Origin of the sequence: Pseudonocardia sp. UM4_GMWB1 (assembly GCF_017312155.1) — a bacterium.
Lineage (GTDB): Bacteria > Actinomycetota > Actinomycetes > Mycobacteriales > Pseudonocardiaceae > Pseudonocardia > Pseudonocardia alni.
Window position 1 is genome coordinate 4,648,654 of sequence record NZ_QJPN01000001.1, and the last position, 18,416, is coordinate 4,667,069.

12 protein-coding genes are annotated in these 18,416 nt (G+C 75.0%); 4 read left to right on the forward strand and 8 right to left on the reverse strand.

Going from position 1 to position 18,416, the window contains the following annotated elements:
- Positions 1-135: 135 nt before the first annotated feature.
- Together DMP15_RS21720 and DMP15_RS21725 are read right to left on the reverse strand one after the other, a co-directional pair.
- Positions 136-3,525: a translation initiation factor IF-2 N-terminal domain-containing protein gene (locus DMP15_RS21720; protein ID WP_337826386.1), complete on the reverse strand. Its 3,390-nt coding sequence runs from the start codon at positions 3,523-3,525 to the stop codon at positions 136-138.
- A gap of 168 nt (positions 3,526-3,693) precedes the next feature.
- Positions 3,694-4,512, reverse strand: a complete 819-nt coding sequence (locus DMP15_RS21725) for a TIGR03936 family radical SAM-associated protein (protein ID WP_337826387.1) — start codon at positions 4,510-4,512, stop codon at positions 3,694-3,696.
- A 91-nt stretch (positions 4,513-4,603) separates the two neighbouring features.
- Between DMP15_RS21725 and DMP15_RS21730 the strand changes: the two genes are divergently transcribed.
- Positions 4,604-5,353, forward strand: coding sequence for a class I SAM-dependent methyltransferase (locus DMP15_RS21730; protein ID WP_337826388.1), 750 nt, complete (start codon positions 4,604-4,606; stop codon positions 5,351-5,353).
- 571 nt (positions 5,354-5,924) lie between these two features.
- Here DMP15_RS21730 and DMP15_RS21735 read toward each other — a convergent pair.
- Complete coding sequence (locus tag DMP15_RS21735; protein ID WP_073578063.1) at positions 5,925-6,473, reverse strand: GNAT family N-acetyltransferase; 549 nt, start codon at positions 6,471-6,473, stop codon at positions 5,925-5,927.
- Positions 6,466-8,439, reverse strand: coding sequence for a TIGR03960 family B12-binding radical SAM protein (locus DMP15_RS21740; RefSeq protein ID WP_073578064.1), 1,974 nt, complete (start codon positions 8,437-8,439; stop codon positions 6,466-6,468). Before DMP15_RS21740 ends, DMP15_RS21735 begins: the two co-directional genes overlap by 8 nt.
- Before the next feature lie 66 nt (positions 8,440-8,505).
- Here DMP15_RS21740 and DMP15_RS21745 point away from each other — a divergent pair, with 66 nt between their 5' ends.
- Together DMP15_RS21745 and DMP15_RS21750 are read left to right on the forward strand one after the other, a co-directional pair.
- Positions 8,506-9,381, forward strand: a complete 876-nt coding sequence (locus DMP15_RS21745) for an alpha/beta fold hydrolase (protein WP_073578065.1) — start codon at positions 8,506-8,508, stop codon at positions 9,379-9,381.
- Between the two features lie 90 nt (positions 9,382-9,471).
- On the forward strand, positions 9,472-10,647 hold the full coding sequence (locus DMP15_RS21750; protein WP_253068031.1) for an acyl-CoA dehydrogenase family protein: 1,176 nt from the start codon (positions 9,472-9,474) through the stop codon (positions 10,645-10,647).
- Between the two features lie 476 nt (positions 10,648-11,123).
- Here the strand turns inward: DMP15_RS21750 and DMP15_RS21755 are convergent, their stop codons facing one another.
- Together DMP15_RS21755 and DMP15_RS21760 are read right to left on the reverse strand one after the other, a co-directional pair.
- Positions 11,124-12,305 (reverse strand): fatty acid desaturase family protein, encoded by a 1,182-nt coding sequence (locus tag DMP15_RS21755; RefSeq protein ID WP_161152787.1) that lies wholly within the window; start codon positions 12,303-12,305, stop codon positions 11,124-11,126.
- Positions 12,306-12,334: 29 nt separating this feature from the next.
- Positions 12,335-13,393, reverse strand: a complete 1,059-nt coding sequence (locus DMP15_RS21760) for a ferredoxin reductase (RefSeq protein WP_100880069.1) — start codon at positions 13,391-13,393, stop codon at positions 12,335-12,337.
- Between the two features lie 87 nt (positions 13,394-13,480).
- Here DMP15_RS21760 and DMP15_RS21765 point away from each other — a divergent pair, with 87 nt between their 5' ends.
- Positions 13,481-14,290 (forward strand): MerR family transcriptional regulator, encoded by an 810-nt coding sequence (locus tag DMP15_RS21765; protein ID WP_073578070.1) that lies wholly within the window; start codon positions 13,481-13,483, stop codon positions 14,288-14,290.
- 13 nt (positions 14,291-14,303) lie between these two features.
- Here DMP15_RS21765 and DMP15_RS21770 read toward each other — a convergent pair whose 3' ends face one another.
- Together DMP15_RS21770 and dapA are read right to left on the reverse strand one after the other, a co-directional pair.
- A complete protein-coding gene (locus DMP15_RS21770; protein ID WP_337826389.1) occupies positions 14,304-17,570 on the reverse strand; it encodes an acetyl-CoA carboxylase family protein in 3,267 nt (1,088 codons plus the stop codon).
- The gene (dapA, locus tag DMP15_RS21775; RefSeq protein WP_073578071.1) at positions 17,516-18,394 is read right to left on the reverse strand and encodes a 4-hydroxy-tetrahydrodipicolinate synthase; all 879 of its coding nucleotides are present in this window, start codon (positions 18,392-18,394) and stop codon (positions 17,516-17,518) included. Before dapA ends, DMP15_RS21770 begins: the two co-directional genes overlap by 55 nt.
- Positions 18,395-18,416: the final 22 nt, after the last annotated feature.

Here is an 18,416-nt window from a genome sequence, read left to right on the forward strand (position 1 = left end):
GGGCTTTCACAGCTCGCGCCGGTCCCCGGCGCGCACACCACGGCCCCCGTGCCGAACACTGTCGTGTGCAGAGGCGTGGCTTCTGTCGGTCAAGGTTACGCGACCCCGTCGGAGTGCTCTCCGCCGGGGTCGCCGTCACCCTCCGTCCTGGGGCGGACCCGCCGGACGGGAGGCCGCCCGGCGTGGACGGCGGGTACGGGTGACGGCCGCGGCGGGCTCCGGCTGCGCGGCGACGGCCGGAGCGGCCGCCGTTCCCGCGCCGGCCGGTGCCGTCGTGGCCGCCGGCGGAGCGGACTCCTCCGGCGTCGAGGCGGTCGTGATGACCACCGCCTCACCACCGCGGACCGGGGCGCCGCCGGAGCGGCTGACCCGGCGGCGGCGCGGTGCGGGTGCGTCGGGCTCCGGGGCGGCAGGGGGCGTCCCCGCCGGCTCCGGGGCCACGTCCTGGGCCGGGGCCACGTCCTGGGCCGGTGTCGCGGCCTGCGGGGCCCCGGTGGGCTCGGCGACCACCGGGGCGGCCGAACCGGTCAGCTCACCGCGCGGCTCGGCGACGACGGTCTCGTCGTCGGCCGGGGCCGGTGCGGGTGCGGCGTCGGTGACGGTGGTGTCGGCCGTGGCCGGCACGGAGACCCCGGTGGACCCGGCGGCCGCGCCGTCGTCGCCCTTCGGGCTTCTGCCCGCGGCGACGGCCGCGGCACCCGCGGCGGCGTCGACGCGCGCGGTGTCGCCGGAGCCGTCCCGGTCCCCGGCACGGTCGGAGCCGTTGCGGTGTCCCGAGCCGCTGCGGTCGGGAGCGTGGCGGTCGGCGTCGTGGCGGTCGGCGTCCCCGTTCCCGGAGCCGCCGTGGCCGGACTCGCCGTTGCCGGACTCGCCGTTGCCGGGCTCGCCGTTGCCGTTGCCACCGCGGCGACGACGGCGACGCCCGCCGCCGTCGGAGTCGCCGTTGCCGGCGTTCCCGGAGCCGGACCCGTTGCCGGATCCGCCGCCGTTGCCGTTCCCGTTGCCGGAGCCGTTCCCGTGCTGCGCGCCGTTGCCGGAACGGCCGTGCTGGTGGTCCGGACCGGTGTCGGTCGAGACGATCACGCCCCGCCCGCGGCAGTGCTCGCAGGTGGTGGAGAAGTGCTCCAGCAGCCCGCCGCCGACCCGCTTGCGGGTCATCTGGACCAGGCCGAGCGAGGTCACCTCGGCGACCTGGTGGCGGGTGCGGTCCCGGGCGAGGCACTCGGTGAGGCGGCGCAGGACCAGATCCCGGTTCGCCTCGAGCACCATGTCGATGAAGTCGACGACGATGATCCCGCCGATGTCACGCAGCCGCAGCTGGCGGACGACCTCCTCAGCCGCCTCCAGGTTGTTGCGGGTGACGGTCTCCTCGAGGTTGCCGCCGGAGCCGGTGAACTTGCCGGTGTTGACGTCGACGACGGTCATCGCCTCGGTCCGGTCGATCACCAGGGTGCCGCCCGAGGGCAGCCAGACCTTGCGGTCCAGCGCCTTGAGCAGCTGCTCGTCGATCCGGTACTCGGTGAAGACGTCGGACGGGCCGGTGTGGCGGTGCATCCGGTCGGTGAGCTCGGGCGCGACGTGCCCGACGTAGCCGGACACGGTGTCCCAGGCGTCGGCGCCGGACACGATCAGCTTCGAGAAGTCCTCGTTGAACTGGTCGCGGACGACCTTGACCAGCATGTCCGGCTCCTCGTAGAGGAGCGTCGGGGCCTTGGGTGCGCCCGGGCCGGTCTTGTTCGCCTTCTCCTTGACGACCTCCCACTGCGCCTGCAGGCGGCGGACGTCGCGCTCGAGGGCTTCGTGCGAGACCCCCTCGGAGGCGGTCCGGATGATCACACCGGCGTCGGCCGGGACGATCTCCTTCAGCATCTCCTTGAGGCGCTTGCGCTCGGTGTCGGGCAGCTTGCGGGAGATCCCCGCGGCGCCGCCGGAGGGCACGTAGACCAGGAAGCGGCCGGCGAGGGAGATCTGCGTGGTCAGCCGGGCGCCCTTGTGGCCGACCGGGTCCTTCGTGACCTGCACCAGCACCTGGTCGCCGGAGGACAGCGCCTGCTCGATCTTGCGCGCCTTGCCGTTGAGGCCGGCGGCGTCCCAGTCGACCTCACCGGCGTAGAGCACGGCGTTGCGGCCGCGCCCGATGTCGACGAAGGCCGCCTCCATCGAGGGCAGCACGTTCTGCACGCGGCCGAGGTAGACGTTGCCGACCATCGAGCTGCCGGAGTTGCCGCCGGTGATGAAGTGCTCGACGAGGATGTCGTCCTCGAGCACGCCGATCTCGGTGCGGTCGGAGCGCTGGCGGATCACCATCTGGCGGTCGACCGACTCGCGCCGGGCCAGGAACTCCGACTCGGACAGGATCGGCGGACGGCGGCGGCCCGCGTCGCGGCCGTCCCGCCGCCGCTGACGCTTGGCCTCGAGCCGGGTGGAGCCGCGCACGCCCTGGACCTGGTCGTCGGAGGACGACCCGGAGTCCTGGCGGGACTCGCTCCGGGCCTCGCGGACCCGGGTGACGGTGTTGGGCGGGTCGTCCTCGGAACGGTCCTCGACGTCGGACCCCCCGCGACGACGACGGCGCCGCCGGCGGCGCGAGCCGCCCGGGGACTGCTCGTCGGAGTCGTCGGCGTCGTCGGAGTCGGAGTCCTCGGAGTCGGCCCCGGTGGAACCGGCGTCCTCGGAACCGGACTCGTCGGAGTCCTCCGAGTCGTCGCCGTCCTCGCCGGAGTCCTCGCCGCCCTTGCCGCGGCCGCGGCCACGACGGCCCCGGCGGCGACGACGGCGGTTGCCGTTCTCGTCCTCGCCGTCGTCGTCGGAGCCGTCGCCCCGGTCGTCGGCGTCGGTGGTCCCGTCGGGGTCGGCGTCGTCGGCCGCCGGGGTGGCGGCCCCGGAGTCCGCGGCCGGGGACGCGGTGGTGTCGGTGTCGCGGTCCTTGCGACGGCGGCTCTTACGGCCGCGGCGGGGGCCGCCGTCGGTGCCGTCCTCGCCACCGGGCTGCTCGGCCGCGTCGTCGACGGCGGGCTCGGCGGCCGCCGGGGCGGTCTGCGCGGCGCCCTGGGCGGTGGGGGCCTGGAACATCGGGACGGCGAAGACCGGCGCCAGTGCGGGCGCGGACCCGCCCCGGGAGGCACCGGAACCGGTGTCGAACGGGTTCGCCCGGACCTCGGTGGTCGCGTCCCCGGCGTCGGCCGAGTCGATGTCGAGTACGGCCGCGGCCTCGGCGAGTGCGGCGTCCGGCGTGTCGGCCGCGGGGGCGGCCTCCGCCCCGGCGGGCTCGGCCCCGTCGGTGGGGTCCGGGGAGGTGGCCCCGGCGGCGTCCGTGACCGGGCGCAGCGCCGCGACGACCTGCTCGGCCGTCGCACGGGTGATGCTGGACTGGGCGCTACGGACCTCCTGGCCCAGACCGACCAGGGTCGCCAGGACATCGCGGCTCGCCGTGCCCAGCAGCTTGGCCAGGGCATGGACCCGCATCTTCTCCGGCAGCTCGGAGAGCCCGCCGGTGCTACCGGCGGGCGCGTCGTTCACGGACATTCAGCTCCTTCGCCCCCGGGCGCCTCACGTCGGAGGCGGCCGCTCAGGGACCTTGCGCGTACGTTCCGCAGCTCGCGCGGGTTGCGCGGTACGGCACATCTGGTGTCGCTCCCCGGTCTTCGGGGATGGTGCTCGACGCCGGACCGGAGGCGGGAAGTGCCGTCCGTGTCAGGAACCGTCCGGCCGGGCCCGGGTCGCCGGGACCGCACCGAGCGGATCCACCAGGTCGCCCCCGTCGTCGAGCAGGCCCTGCGCCAACCGGGTGGCCGTCACCGGTACCGGCGGCGCCAGGTCTGCGACGACGGTGAGCGCGCCCAGTACGTCATCGGGTCGGACGGTCGGTGTCGTCAGCCGTACGACCGCCGTCAGTATCGCACAGTCGGTGACCGAACCCGGGGAACCCGCCGCCCCGGACGGGTCATGATCGGCCGGTGTGCCGTTCACCTGCGGTTCGACCGACAGAGTCACGACGGCGGCGCGCACGTCGATCTCCTTGCGCCCGGACGGGGTCACCCGGGTCACCACGACCGAGGTCTCGGCGAGGAACCGCTCGACCGCGGACCGCACCTCGGCGGGGTCGAGCCCGCGGATCTCGAGCCGCCAGCGGGCGGCGTCGATCCGGTCGGCCAGCGCGGGCGGCGTCGCGACCGCCGCCGCGACGACGTCGAGCCCGTCGGGCAGCGCCCGGTCCATGGCCTCCCGGACCAGCTCCGGGTCGACCTCGCGGGTCAGCCCCATCTCGACGTACTCGGCCTCGCTGGCCGCCCCGGTCGGGGCGGCACCGACCCAGGACAGCCGCGGGTGCGGGCTGAAGCCGTGCGAGTGCGAGACCGGGACACCGGCCCGGCGGACCGCGCGTTCGAAGCTGCGGGCCACGTCGCGGTGCGAGAGGAACCGCAGCCGGCCGCGCTTGGCGAAGCGCAGGCGGATCCGCTGCACCGTCGGGGGTGCCGGGTTCGCCGCAGCTCCTGCCTTCACGCGCGCCATGCGCCGGAGTCTAGGAGGGGCGTGCACACGGTCGGGCACACGGCCCGCGCGCATCCTCGGCGCGACCGGCGGACCGGAAGGAGCACCCACCATGTCCACCATCCCCGACCTCGGCACGCTCGGCGCGGCCCACCGCGCCGTGTGGGCCTCCGGCGACTACCCCGCGGTCGCCGCGGAGCTGATCCCCGGCCTCGGCGAGGTCGTCGTCGACACGGCGGCCGTCGGCCCGGGCGACCGGGTGCTCGACATCGCCGCGGGCACCGGCAACGCGGCCGTCCCGGCCGCGCTGCGTGGCGCGGACGTCGTCGCCGCGGACCTCACCCCGGAGCTGCTCGCCGTCGGCGCGCGGCTCGCCGCGGACCGCGGGGCCGCGCTCGAGTGGGTCGAGGCCGACGCCCAGGCGCTGCCCTTCCCCGACGCCGCGTTCGACGTCGTGCTGTCCTGCGTGGGGGTGATGTTCGCCCCGTTCCACGAGCGGGCGGCGGCCGAGTTGCTGCGCGTCTGCCGCCCCGGCGGCCGGATCGCGCTGCTCGCCTGGACCCCGGGAGGGTTCGTCGGGGGCTGCTCGCGACGCTGCGCCCGTTCGTGCCCGCCCCGCCGCCCGGGGCGTCTCCCCCGGTCCGCTGGAGCGACGAGGCGTACCTCCGCACGCTGCTCGGGGACGGTGTGCGGGACCTGCACACCTCGCTCGGGTCCGCCCGGTTCGCGGTCACCGACTCCCCCGCCGCGTTCCGCGACTGGTGGAAGCAGCGCTACGGGCCGATCGTCACCACGTATGCCCGCATCGCCGACGCCCCGGAACGGACCGCGGAGCTGGACACCGCGTTCCTCGACCACCTGACCGCCACCCGGACCGGCGACCACTGGGAATCCGAATACCTGCTGGTCACGGCCGTTCGCCTCTGACAGGAGGGGTCGAACGGCCGGTTCCGGCGGCACGGCGGCGGTGTCATCCTCCCTCGCCGCGGACAGGGAGGTGCCGTGTGACCGTCGTCCGGCTGCTCGGCCCGCCCCGTGCGGGCGGTGTGGACCCGGTCCGGGGCCGCAAGCCGTGGGCGCTGCTGGCGCTCGTGCTGTGCAGCAGCGGCCCGGTCCCGCGCTGCCGCGCCGTGGGGCTCCTGTTCCCCGACGCCGGCGATCCGGGGGCGGCGCTGCGGTGGACGCTCAGCCGGGCGCGGCGGGCCACCGGGTGCCGTACGGCTCGGCGGGGATCCCCTGCGCGTCGAACCCGTCGCGGGGACCGTCGTGGACGTGTTCGACGTCCTGGCCGGGCGGCGGCCGCGGTTCTGGCCACTCGGCGAGGCGACGCTCCCGTTGCTGGAGGGCCGCGAGCCAGACGTGCCGGAGTTCGCCGCCTGGCTGCACGGCCGCCGGCGCGATCTCGCACGTTCCGGTCGGCTGCTCCAGCAGACCTACTGCTCCAGCACCAGCAGCGCGTCGCCGGCGGGCCGGAACCCGGCACGCCGGTAGAACGCGGCGCTCCCCGCGGTCGGGGCGAGCATCAGCCGCCGGTACCCGCGGGCCCTGGCGTGCGCGACGACCGCCGACAGCAGCACCCGCGGCACCCCCGCCTCGGTGAACGCGGCGAGGACGAAGGCGTTCCCGACCTGCCCGGTGCGCGTGCCACGGCCCCCGGGGCGGGGCATCTGCACGGTCTCCAGCACGTTGATCGACCCGACCGGTGTCCACCCGGCGCGGTCGCTGCCCGCCTCGGCCACCCAGAACGCCCGGCGCGGCTGCTCGACCCGCCACCAGGCGGCGAACGACTCGGCGAACGACGGGTCCTCGACCGGCCGCCCGGCGCGCTCCTCCAGCCAGAGGCGGCGCAGCCGGGCGAGCGCGGCGACGTCGCGTTCGTCGGCGACCCGGACCCGCAGGCGTCTGCCGCCGTACTCCCAGGAGGACCCGTCGGCGTCGGCGACGGCCGGGTCCGGGATCGAGGACAGTCCGTTCTCAGCCACCCGGGTGTGCGCCCCCGAGCGGCCCCGCGGCCGAGGCCGTCGGGTTGACCACGGTCAGCGGCAGCAGGGTGGTCCCGCTGGGGCCGACCTCGATGTCGGTACCCGTGGACGGGCAGACGCCGCAGTCGAAGCACGGCGTCCAGCGGCAGTCGTCCTGCTCGCGGCCGTCGAGCGCGTCCTGCCAGTCCTCCCAGAGCCAGTCGCGCTCCAGGCCGGAGTCGAGGTGGTCCCAGGGCAGGATCTCGTCGGCGTCGCGCTCGCGGGTGGTGAACCAGTCCAGCGACACCCCCTGCGGCTCCAGGGCCTCGGCGGCGGAGTCGACCCAGCGGCGGTAGGAGAAGTGCTCGGACCAGCCGTCGAACCGGCCGCCGTCGCGCCAGACCTTCTCGATGACGGCGCCGACCCGGCGGTCGCCACGGGCGAGCAGTCCCTCGATCAGCGAGGGCTCGCCGTCGTGGTAGCGCATGCCGATGTTGCGGCCGATCTTCCGGTCGGCGTTGACCGCCTCGCGCAGCTTGCGCAGCCGGGAGTCGACGACCTCGGGGTGGCACTGCGCGGCCCACTGGAACGGGGTGTGCGGCTTCGGGACGAACCCGCCGATGGAGATGGTGCAGCGGACGTCGTTGCGCCCCGACGCCCTCCGCCCGGCCTCGATCACCCGGTAGGCCATCCCGGCGATCTCCAGGACGTCCTCGTCGGTCTCGGTGGGCAGCCCGCACATGAAGTACAGCTTGACCTGCCGCCAGCCCTGGGAGAACGCCTCGGCGCAGGTCCGGATGAGGTCGTCCTCGGAGACCATCTTGTTGATCACGCGGCGGATGCGCTCGGAGCCGCCCTCGGGGGCGAAGGTCAGCCCCGAGCGGCGGCCGTTGCGGGAGATCTCGTTGGCCAGGTCGATGTTGAACGCGTCGACCCGGGTGCTCGGCAGCGACAGCGAGGTGTTGGTGCCCTCGTAGCGGTCGGCGAGGCCCTTGGTGATCTCGGCGATCTCGGAGTGGTCGGCACTCGACAGCGACAGCAGGCCGACCTCGTCGAAACCGGAGGCGCGCACCGACGCGTCGACCATCTCGCCGACGCCCTGCAGCGACCGCTCCCGCACCGGGCGGGTGATCATCCCGGCCTGGCAGAACCGGCAGCCGCGGGTGCAGCCGCGGAAGATCTCGACGCTGGCCCGCTCGTGCACGGTCTCGGCCAGCGGGACCAGCGGCTTCTTCGGGTACGGCCAGTCGTCCAGCTCGATCGTGGTGCGCTTCTGCACGCTCGCGGGGACCCGCTCGTCGGCCGGGGTGACGGCGGCGATGTGACCGTCGTCGGCGTAGGTCACGTCGTAGAGGGACGGCACGTAGCAGCCGGGCGTCGACGACAGCCGCAGCAGCAGCTCCCGGCGCCCGCCCGGGCGTCCCTGCGCCTTCCAGTCCCGCACGACGTCGGTGATGTCGCCGACGACCTCCTCGCCGTCACCGAGCGCGGCGACGTCGACGAAGTCCGCGACCGGCTCCGGGTTGAACGCCGCGTGCCCACCGGCGACGACGACCGGGTGGCTCTCGTCGCGGTCCCGGGCGTGCAGCGGGATCCCCGCCAGGTCGAGCGTGGTGAGCAGGTTGGTGTAGCCGAGCTCGGTGGAGAAGGAGACGCCGAGGACGTCGAAGTCACCGACCGCGTGGTGGGCGTCGACGGTGAACGACGGCACCCCCGACTCGCGCATCAGGGCCTCGAGATCGGGCCAGACCGCGTAGCAGCGCTCGGCCAGTGCGTCGGCGCGCTCGTTGAGGACCTCGTACAGGATCTGGACGCCCTGGTTGGGCAGGCCGACCTCGTAGGCGTCCGGATAGAGCAGTGCCCAGCGGACGGCCGCGGAGTCCCACGGCTTGACCTGCGAGTTCCCCTCACCGCCGACGTACTGCACCGGCTTGGCGACGCGGGGCAGGATCGGCTCCAGGGCGGGGAATACGGAGGTGGGTGCCACGCTGCACCAGGGTAGCCACGTCCGTTCGGGACGAACCGGCGGGTCGCGTCCGGCCGAACGCGGGGTGTGGAACCCGAGCAGTACACCGACGTCGGCGCGGTCCGGCTGTGCCACCAGTCCTTCGGCGACCCGGCCGACCCGGTGGTGGTCCTGGTGATGGGCCTGGGTCTGTCCTTGGACTGGTGGCGCGACGACCTCTGCGCCGCCCTGGCCGGCCGCGGGTTCCGGGTGGTGCGGTTCGACAACCGCGACGTCGGCCGCTCGACGCACCTGTCCGGCCCCGGGATCTCGGCCTGGGGGTTCCTGACGCGCCGGGCCCGGCCGGTCTACACCCTGGCCGACATGGCCGACGACACCGGCGGACTGATCGCCCGGGTCGCGCCGTCCGGGGCGCACGTGGTCGGCGCCTCGCTGGGGGCCTCGGTCGCCCAGGAGACCGCGATCCGCCACCCCGGCCTGGTCCGGTCGCTGACCTCGGTGATGGGCCGCCCCGGCGACGGCACCGGGCGGACCGCACCGCGGATGATCCCGGAGTTCTTGCGCCCGCCGCCCGCGGACCCGGTCGAGGGCCTGGTCCGGTCGTTCCGCCGGATCGGCTCCCACGACCGGACCGCCGTGGACGACGAGGACGTCCGCGTCACGTTCCGGCGGGCGCAGGCCCGCGAGACCGGCGACGGCAGCGGGGCCGGCAGGCAGCTGGCGGCGATCGTCGCCGAGCGGGACCGCACCGCGGACCTGCGGGCGCTGACCTGCCCGGCGCTGGTACTGCACGGGTGCGCGGACCGGGTCATCCGCCCCGACGGGGGCCGTGCGACCGCCGCGGCCGTCCCGGGCGCCGAGCTGGTGGAGGTGCCGGGGATGGGCCACGACCTGCCGCGGTGGGTCTGGCCGGAGCTCGTCGAGGGGATCGTGCGGACCGCCTCCCGGGCGCACGCCCGCTGAGGCACGGGTCACGGCGGACCGGCGGGCCGGGCACCTACGCTGGCGCCGACCTGCTCCCCACGCGCGTCCCCGAACTCCCAGGAGACCCCCGTGCCCGTGACCGACGCCGAGCTGCACGCCCGGTTCCGCCCGCTGTTCGAGAAGATCGCCGCCGGCGCGGTGGAGCGCGAGCTGAGCCGCAGGCTGCCCGTCGACGAGATCGCCGCCCTGCGCGACGCCGGGTTCGGCGCTGTCCGGCTGCCGGTGGAGGCCGGCGGCGCGGGGGCGTCGCTGCGTCAGCTGTTCGCGTTGCTCGTCGAGCTGGGCGCGGCGGACTCGAACATCCCGCAGGCGCTGCGGACGCACCTGCTGTTCGCCGAGCTGTGGTCGGCCGGTGCCGCCGACGACCCGGTGCTGCGCGGTCGGCTGGAGCAGGTCGCGGCCGGCAGGCTCGTCGGCAACGCCATCTCCGAGCGCGGCGGCGTCGTGCGCAACTCCTCCACCACGGTGCTGCGCCGCGACGGGGACAGGCTGCTGCTCGAGGGCGAGAAGTTCTACTGCACCGGCACTCTCTACGCCGACCTCGTCGACGTCGTCGCGCTCGACGAGGACGGCAGCCGGGTGAGCGTGCTGGTGGAGACCTCCGCGCCCGGTGTCGAGCGGGTCGACGACTGGCGCGGGTTCGGGCAGAAGCTGACCGCCAGCGGCACGACCCGGTTCACCGCGGTCGAGGTCGACCCGGCCCAGGTGCGGCCCGCGCCGACCGATGCCCACCAGCCGGTCCGGCAGGGGTTCCTGCAGCTGGTGCAGCTGGCGGCGCTGGCCGGGATCGCCCGCCGCGCCGCCGACGACGCCGCCGCCTACGTCCGCGACCGGCGCCGCAACTGGCCCTACGGCAACGCCGACCTGCCCAGGGACGACCCGCTGGTACAGCAGGTCGTCGGGAAGGTCGACGCGGCCGCGTTCACCGTCGCCGCCGTCGTCGACGCCGCGGCCGCCTCGCTGGAGCGGGCGTTGTCCGAGCCCGGCCACGGCCCGGCCGCCGAGCTCGACGTGTACCGGGCCCAGTCGACGGTGCCGCAGCTGGTGCTGGACGCGACCTCGGAGCTGTTCGAGGTCGGCGGCGCGTCCACCGTCGACGTCGACCGGGCGCTGGACCGGCACTGGCGCAACGCGCGCACCCTCGCCGTGCACAACCCGATCGTCTACAAGCAGCAGGTGGTCGGGGCCTTCGCGCTGAACGGGACGGTGCCGGTGCTGTCGCTGTCCCCGGGCGTCGCGGGCTGAGCGGGGCTCACCGGCCGGCGCGGGCGGTGAGGGCGGCGCGCGTGGCGTCGTCGGCGGGCCGGGTTCGGCCCGCCGCCGCGGGACGATGAACGCGGCCACGGCCAGAAGCCCGGCCAGGAGCATCCCGTACTGCAGGCTCAGCAGGTAGCCGAGCCCCCGGCCCAGCGCGAACGGGGCCTGCGGGTCGACCAGCGTCCACGCCGAGCCGGCCAGGAGCAGTACGGCCCCGGTCAGCGGTGCACCCGGGGACAGGCGGGCGGCGAGCACCACCGCGCCCAGGAGCAGCCCGCCGACGAGCAGCAGGCCCGAGCCGGCGGGGACCCGGTCGAGGTCCATCCGCATCATCGACTCGTAGGCGATGCCCATCCCCGCACCGGCGACGAGCAGCGCCACCGCCGTCCCGACGAGCCCGACCAGGATCCCCACCAGGTGCCGCACGACCGCCCCCTCCGCCGATCCGGACGGATCGGAAGCTATCAGCGCTTCCCGTTCGGCAGGGCCAGTCGGTTGATCATGCCCAGGACCTGCATGTACTGCTTCCACAGCGGCCCGGTCGTGTACTCCAGCCCGTACTCCCGGCACAGCTCCCGCACCTCGGGGGCGATCTCGGCGTAGCGGTTGCTGGGCAGGTCCGGGAACAGGTGGTGCTCGATCTGGAAGGACAGCTGGCCGGTCATCAGGTGGAAGTACCGGCCGCCGTCGAGGTTGGCCGAGCCCAGCAGCTGGCGGACGTACCACTCGCCGCGGCTCTCGTCCTCCAGCTGCTCCTCGGTGAACTGGACCGCTCCGGTCGGGAAGTGGCCGCAGAAGATGACCGCGTGCGTCCAGACGTTGCGCACCAGGTTCGCGGTGAGGTTGCCCGCGAGCACCGGCAGGAAGAACGGCCCGGCCAGCGCGGGGAACGCGACGTAGTCCTTGAGGATCTGGCGACCGGTCTTGCGGCCGATCGACTTGATCTGCTGCCACACCCGGCTCAGCGGCTTCTGCCCCGCCACGACCTTCTCGACCTCGAGGTCGTGCAGCGCGACGCCGTACTCGAAGAACAGGCTGAGCAGGAAGTTGTACAGCGGGTTGCCCAGGTAGTACGGCGTCCACCGCTGCTCCTCGGACAGCCGCAGGATCCCGTAGCCCACGTCGCGGTCCTTGCCGACGACGTTGGTGTAGGTGTGGTGCATGTAGTTGTGCGAGTGCTTCCACTCCGCCGAGGACGAGACGTTGTCCCACTCCCAGGTCGACGAGTGGATCTTCGGGTCGCGCATCCAGTCCCACTGGCCGTGCATGACGTTGTGCCCGATCTCCATGTTCTCGAGGATCTTGGCGATCGAGAGCATGGCGGTCCCGGCGATCCAGGCCGGGGGCAGGACGCCGGCGAACAGCAGCGCGCGGCCGCCGATCTCCAGCGCCCGCTGCTTGCGGATGACGCCACGGATGTACTCGGCGTCCGAGGCGCCGCGCTCGGCGAGGACCCGGTCACGGATCGCGTCGAGGCGACGGCCGAGCTCCTCGATCTGCTCGGCGGTCAGGTCGGTGGTCGCGGCCACGTCCTCGCGGCGCGACGACGGCACGAGTTCCAGCACCGGGCGCTGCGGGTGCTGCTCGCGGCCGGTCTCCTCCGGGCCGGGCTCGGCGTGCGTGGGGTTCTCCAGGACGGCGGTCATGAGGACCTCCTTCGGTCGGAGCGGGTGGATCAGGGAAGGTCGATGCGGGCGGGCCCGCACGCGGAGTTGATGCAGGTCTGGACCAGGTCGCCGGGCTCGCCGTGCGCCTCGCCGGTGCGCAGGTCGCGCACCCGGCCCTCGCGTAGCGGCAGCACGCAGCCGAAGCAGATGCCCATCCGGCAGCCGCTGGGCATGAGCTTCCCGGCGGCCTCCCCCGCCTCGAGAAGGCTCTGGCCGGACTCGACGACGACGTCGTCGCCGCCGAGGTCGACGGTGCCGCCGGTGCCCTCGGTGGCGCGGGCCGGCGGGGTGAAGCGCTCGGCGGTGACGCCGTCCCAGGCACCCTCCAGGGCGTCGAGCAGGCCGTCGGGGCCGCAGGCGTACACGGCCCGGTCGGCCCTGTCCGCGACGGCGGCGTCGAGGGTCGTGGGGTCGAGCCGCCCGGAGACGGCGCTGTGGCGCAGCACGACCCGCAGCGACGGGTGCCGCGCGGCGAGGCCGGCCAGCTCGGCGCGGAAGATCGTGTCCTCCGACGTGCGGGCGCCGTGCACGAGCACGACGTCGGGCATCGTCCCGGCGCGGTCGAGCGTGCGCAGCATGCCCATCACCGGGGTGATGCCGCTGCCCGCGGTGACGAACAGCAGCTTCTCCGGGAGCGGGTCGGGCAGGACGAAACCGCCCGCCGCCTGGTCGAGCTCGACGATCGTGCCGATCGGCAGGTCGCGGACCAGGGTCGGCGACACGGCGCCGCCGTCGACCTCCTGCACGGTCACGGTGAGGTGCTCGGCGTCCTCGGGCGAGGTCAGCGAGTAGCTCCGGGTGAGCCGGACGCCGTCGACCTCGACGCCGATGCCGACGTACTGGCCGGCGCGGTGCCCGGCCCAGGCGCGCCCGGGCTCGATGGTCACCGAGACCGCACGGCCGGTCTCGCGGCGACGGGCGACGACCCGGCCGCGCAGCGACGTGGTCGACCAGAGCGGGTCGACCAGTGTCAGGAAGTCCTCGGGCAGCAGCGGGGTCGTGAGGGCGCTCGCGGCGGCCAGCAGGCCCCGGCGGCGCGAGGTCGTGCCAGGAGCGGATCGGAACATGACATCAACAGTGCACTGCTCGATGTCACATAGCAACCGGGGTCGCCTGGATCCTGTGTCACATGCTCGCCTGTTATTCTCCGTGTCATGGTCGAGGACCCGGAGTCGGCGGACTGGCGCACCATCGACGAGCTGGCGCGGTCCAGCGGTGTCACGGTGCGCAACATCCGCGCCTACCAGTCCCGGGGGCTGCTGCCCCCGCCGCAGGTCAAGGCCCGGACGGGCTACTACGGCCCCGGTCACGCGGCACGTCTGGAGCTGATCCAGGACCTGCAGGACGAGGGCGTCAAGCTCGACACGATCAAGAAGCTGCTCGACACCACCGGTGGCTCCACCGAGCAGGTCGTGCAGTTCATCCGGACCGTCCGCGCGCTGTTCGCGCCCGAGGACCGGCAGATCGTGCACCTCGCCGAGCTCGCCGAACGGTACGAGAGCACCGACGTCGGCGTCGCCAAGCGCGGGGTCAAGATGGGCCTGCTGCGCGAGCTGGGCGACGACACCTACGAGGAGATCAGCCCGCGGCTGATGAACGCCGCGGCCGAGCTGACCGGTCTCGGCATCCCGATCACCCGCTCGCTCGACGTCGTCGAGCAGCTGCGCAAGCACGCCGACGCCGTCGCCCGGCTCTACGTCGATCTGTTCCTCGGCGAGATCTGGCAGCCCTTCGACGCCGAGGGCCGTCCCGACGACCAGTGGCCGCGTGTCTACGAGACGATCGAGCGGATGCGCCGCATCTCCGGCGAGGTCATGATCGCCGTGCTGGAGCTGGCCGTGGCCGAGCGGGTCGACGTCACCTTCGGCCGCGACATCGTGCGCAACGTGAAGACCACGAGCGCGGGTCCCACGGTCGCACCCGACGCCGCGGAGCCGTCCACGGACGGGGCGGAGCCGTCCTGACCACCGGCGCCGGTCAGCGCCCGCGCAGCGCGCGGGAGACCACGGCCCGGGTGTCGGCGGGGTCGATGACGTCGTCGATCTCGAACACCGTCGCCACGCCGAGCGCCTTGCCCCGCTCGTAGTACCCGGCGACGAGCTCGTCGTAGCGGGCCCGCCGCGCGGTCTCGTCGGTGATCGCGGCCAGTTCGTCGCGGAAGCCGAGGCGGACCGCACCCTCCAGGCCCATCCCGCCGAACTCGCCGGTCGGCCAGGCCACGGTCAGCACCGGCGCGTGCAGGTCACCGCCGGCCATCGCCATCGCGCCGAGGCCGTAGCCCTTGCGCAGCACGACCGTCACCAGCGGCACCGTCAGCCGTGCGCCGGCGACGAACATCGCCCCGAACCGGCGGACGGTCGCGGTGCGCTCGGTGTCCGGGCCGACCATGAACCCCGGGGTGTCGCACAGCGACACGACCGGCAGCCCGCGGGCCTGGCACAGCGCCAGGAACGCGGCGGCCTTGTCCGCGGCGTCGCCGTCGATCGCGCCACCGAGGTGCTCGGGGTCGTTGGCGATCACGCCGACGGCGCGGCCGTCGAGCCGGGCCAGTGCGGTGACCAGCCCCGCGCCGAACCCGCCGCGCAGCTCGACGACGGAGCCGGTGTCGCACAGGGTGTCGACGACGCGGCGGACGTCGTAGGCGCGCAGCCGGTTCTCCGGCACCAGGTGGCGCAGCAGCCGCTGGTCGGCGTGCCCGCCGGCCACCGGGTCCCCGGCGACGTGGCGCAGGTACCGGCGGGCCGCGGCGGCCGCGGCCCGGTCGTCGGGCACGAGCAGGTCGACCACGCCGTTCGCCCACTGCACCGGCATCGGGCCGACGTCACCGGGGGCGACGACGCCGAGCCCGCCGCCCTCGATCATCGCCGGGCCGCCCATGCCCAGGCTGCTGCCCTCGGTCGCGACGATCAGCTCGCAGGCCCCGGCCAGGGCCGCGTTGCCGGCGAAGCAGTAGCCGGCGACGACCGCGACGGTCGGGACCCGGTCACGCAGGCGGGCGAACAGCCGGAAGGTCGGCACGTCGAGCTGGGTGACGGCGGAGGTGTCGGTGTCCCCCGGCCGCCCGCCGCCGCCCTCGGCGAACACGACGACCGGCAGCCGGTCGCGCTCGGCGAGCTCGAGGAGCCGGTCGGTCTTGCGGTGGTTGAGCACGCCCTGGGTGCCGGCGAGCACGGTGTAGTCGTAGGCCAGCACGGCGACCGGGCGTCCGCCGACGGTCCCGGTGCCGGTGACGATCCCGTCGGCGGGGGTGCGGGCGACGAGCTCGGCGGTGCTGCGCCGGGCCCGCTGCGCCGCCAGGGTCAGCGCGCCGTACTCGACGAGGCTGTCGGGGTCGAGCAGGTCGGCGACGTTCTCCCGGGCGGTGCGCCGCCCCGCCGACCGCCGGCGTGCGACGGCGGCGGGCCGGCCGGCGTCGAGCCCGCCGTGGTGGCGGTCGCGGACCTCGGCCAGGTCGGGCCGGATCCGGTCGGGGTCGACGTCCTCGCCACGGCCGGGGGCGTCCGCGGCGTCGGCGTCGGCGAGGACGGCGAGCAGCTCCCCCTCCTCGACCGCGTCCCCGACGGCGACGACGACCGTCTCCACCCGGGCCGGCCGCTCCGCGATGACCGGGTGCTCCATCTTCATCGACTCGAGGACGACGACCTCGCCGCCCGCGGCGACGACCTGCCCGGCCGGGGTGGGCAGCGCCACCACGACGCCGGGCCGGGACGCGCGCACGGCGGTCCGGTCCGCGGGGACCTCGACCGCCGGGCCCGGCGCCGATCCGTTCCCGGCGGCGTCACCGGTCGCGGGCGCACCGGTCGCGGGCGCACCGGTCGCGGGCAGCACGGTCTCGCGGGGCGCCGCGGCCAGCTCCGCCAGGTGCCGGTCGACGAAGGTGGTGTCCAGTGTCCCGTCGACCAGCTCGGGGCGGGCGAGGACGGCCTGCAGCAGCCCCAGGGTGACCGCGACGCCGGCCACGTCGAACCCGGCGAGGGCACGCCGGGCGGCGGCGGCCGCGGCCTCCGGCGTCGCCCCGCGGGCGATGACCTTGGCCAGCAGCGGGTCGTAGCGGGGCCCGACCCGGTACCCGGCGTAGCCGTGGGTGTCGACGCGGACCCCGCGCCCGGCGGGCGGCTGGAAGCGGGTCAGGGTCCCGGCGGCCGGGACGAGGGTCTCGAGCGGCCCGACGGTCTCGGTCGTCACCCGGGCCTGCACCGCGGCCCCGCGCGGCGCGGGCGGGGTGGCGAGGCCGAGGTCGGCGAGCCGGGCGCCGTACGCGACCCGCAGTCCCAGCTCGACGAGGTCGAGGCCGGTGGTCTCCTCGGTGACGGTGTGCTCGACCTGGATCCGCGGGTTGACCTCCAGGAACGCGATGTCCTGCCCGGCGAGCAGGAACTCGACGGTGGCGAGGCCGCGGTAGCCGTCGCACAGGCGCAGCGCGGCCTCGTGCAGCCGCGCGCGCACCGGGGCGGGCACGGCGGGGGCGGGCGCGATCTCGACGAGCTTCTGCCGGCGGCGCTGCGCGGAGCAGTCCCGGTCCCCCAGCACGACGACGCCGGTGCCGTCGCCGAGGACCTGCACCTCGACGTGCCGGGCGGCCGGGAGAAGACGTTCGACCTGCACCGCACCGTCGCCGAACGCGGCGAGTGCCTCGGACGAGCAGCGGCGCACGGCGTCGTCGAGGTCGGCCGGGTCGGTGACCGGGCGCATCCCGCGCCCGCCGCCGCCGGAGCGGGCCTTGACCATGACGCCGCCGCCGGGGCCGAGGCGGGACAGCAGCGCGGCGCCGTCGGCGGGTTCGACGGCCTCCAGCACCGGTACGCCGAGCGCCCCCGCGTGGTCGCGGGCGGCGGCCTTGTCCCCGAACAGCTCCAGCGTCCGCGGCGACGGCCCGACGAACACCACGCCGGCGTCCGCGCAGGCCCGGGCCAGCGCCGGGCTCTCGGAGGCGAACCCGTAGCCGGGGTGCAGCGCACCGGCCCCGCCGTCGACGGCGGCCCGCACCAGCGCGTCGACGTCGAGGTAGGCGGCGGCGCCGGTGCCGGGCAGCGCGACGGCGGCGTCGGCGCGGGCGACGTGTGCGCAGGCGGCGTCGTCGGCCGCGTGCACGGCGACCGTGCGCACGCCCAGCCCCGACGCCGTCTCCATGATCCGGACGGCGATCTCGGCGCGGTTGGCGACGAGCAGCGCCCCGGGGAGGGCGGGGCTCAGGACAGCAGGCCCGCGGCCCGCAGCGCGGCGCGGACGTCCTCGTGGTGCCACTCGTCCAGCGGCACCAGCGGCAGCCGGATCCCGCCGGGCATGAGTCCCAGCTCGGCCAGCGCCCACTTCACCGGGATCGGGTTCGGCTCGGAGAACAGCGCCGCGTGCAGGCCCGCGAGGTCGGCGTCGAGCGCGGAGGCGGTCTCGGCGTCACCGGCGACGGCGGCCTTGCACATCCGGGCCATCGTCTCGGGGGCGACGTTCGCGGTCACCGAGATGTCGCCGTGGAACCCGGCGAGCATCGACGCGCGGGCGGTGCCGTCGTCACCGGAGTACAGCGCGAAGTCGTCCAGGCCCAGCGCGACGAGCTCGCGGACCCGGTCCAGGTCGCCCTTGGCCTCCTTGAGGCCGACGATGTTCGGGATCTCCGCCAGCCGGGCCACCGTCGACGGCAGCATGTCGCAGGCCGTGCGACCCGGGACGTTGTAGAGGTACTGCGGGATGTCGACGGTCTCGGCGATCCGCTTGAAGTGCTGGTAGAGGCCCTCCTGCGGAGGCTTGTTGTAGTACGGCGTCACGAGCAGCGCGCCGTCGGCGCCGGCCGCCCGCGCGGCGCGGGTCAGGTGGATCGCCTCGGCGGTGGAGTTCGCCCCGGTGCCGGCGATGACCGGGACCCGGCCGTTCGCGACCTCGATGGTGCGCCGCATGACCTCGGTGTGCTCGAGCACCGACAGCGTGGACGACTCGCCGGTCGTGCCGACCGAGACGATCGCCGCGGTGCCCGCGTCGACCTGCCGCTCGACGAGCTCGCCGAGGGCCGTGTGGTCGACCTCGCCGCTGTCGTGCATCGGGGTCACGATCGCGACGATGCTTCCGGTGATCATGCCGGGCCTCCCTGGTACCGCT

Excerpts from the sequence above, each read along its gene's own strand:
- dapA (WP_073578071.1), bottom strand. The coding sequence starts at position 18,394 with ATGATCACCGGAAGCATCGTCGCGATCGTGACCCCGATGCACGACAGC.
- DMP15_RS21720 (WP_337826386.1), bottom strand. The coding sequence starts at position 3,525 with ATGTCCGTGAACGACGCGCCCGCCGGTAGCACCGGCGGGCTCTCCGAG.
- DMP15_RS21725 (WP_337826387.1), bottom strand. The coding sequence starts at position 4,512 with ATGGCGCGCGTGAAGGCAGGAGCTGCGGCGAACCCGGCACCCCCGACG.
- DMP15_RS21765 (WP_073578070.1), top strand. The coding sequence starts at position 13,481 with ATGGTCGAGGACCCGGAGTCGGCGGACTGGCGCACCATCGACGAGCTG.
- DMP15_RS21755 (WP_161152787.1), bottom strand. The coding sequence starts at position 12,305 with ATGACCGCCGTCCTGGAGAACCCCACGCACGCCGAGCCCGGCCCGGAG.
- DMP15_RS21760 (WP_100880069.1), bottom strand. The coding sequence starts at position 13,393 with ATGTTCCGATCCGCTCCTGGCACGACCTCGCGCCGCCGGGGCCTGCTG.
- DMP15_RS21730 (WP_337826388.1), top strand. The coding sequence starts at position 4,604 with ATGTCCACCATCCCCGACCTCGGCACGCTCGGCGCGGCCCACCGCGCC.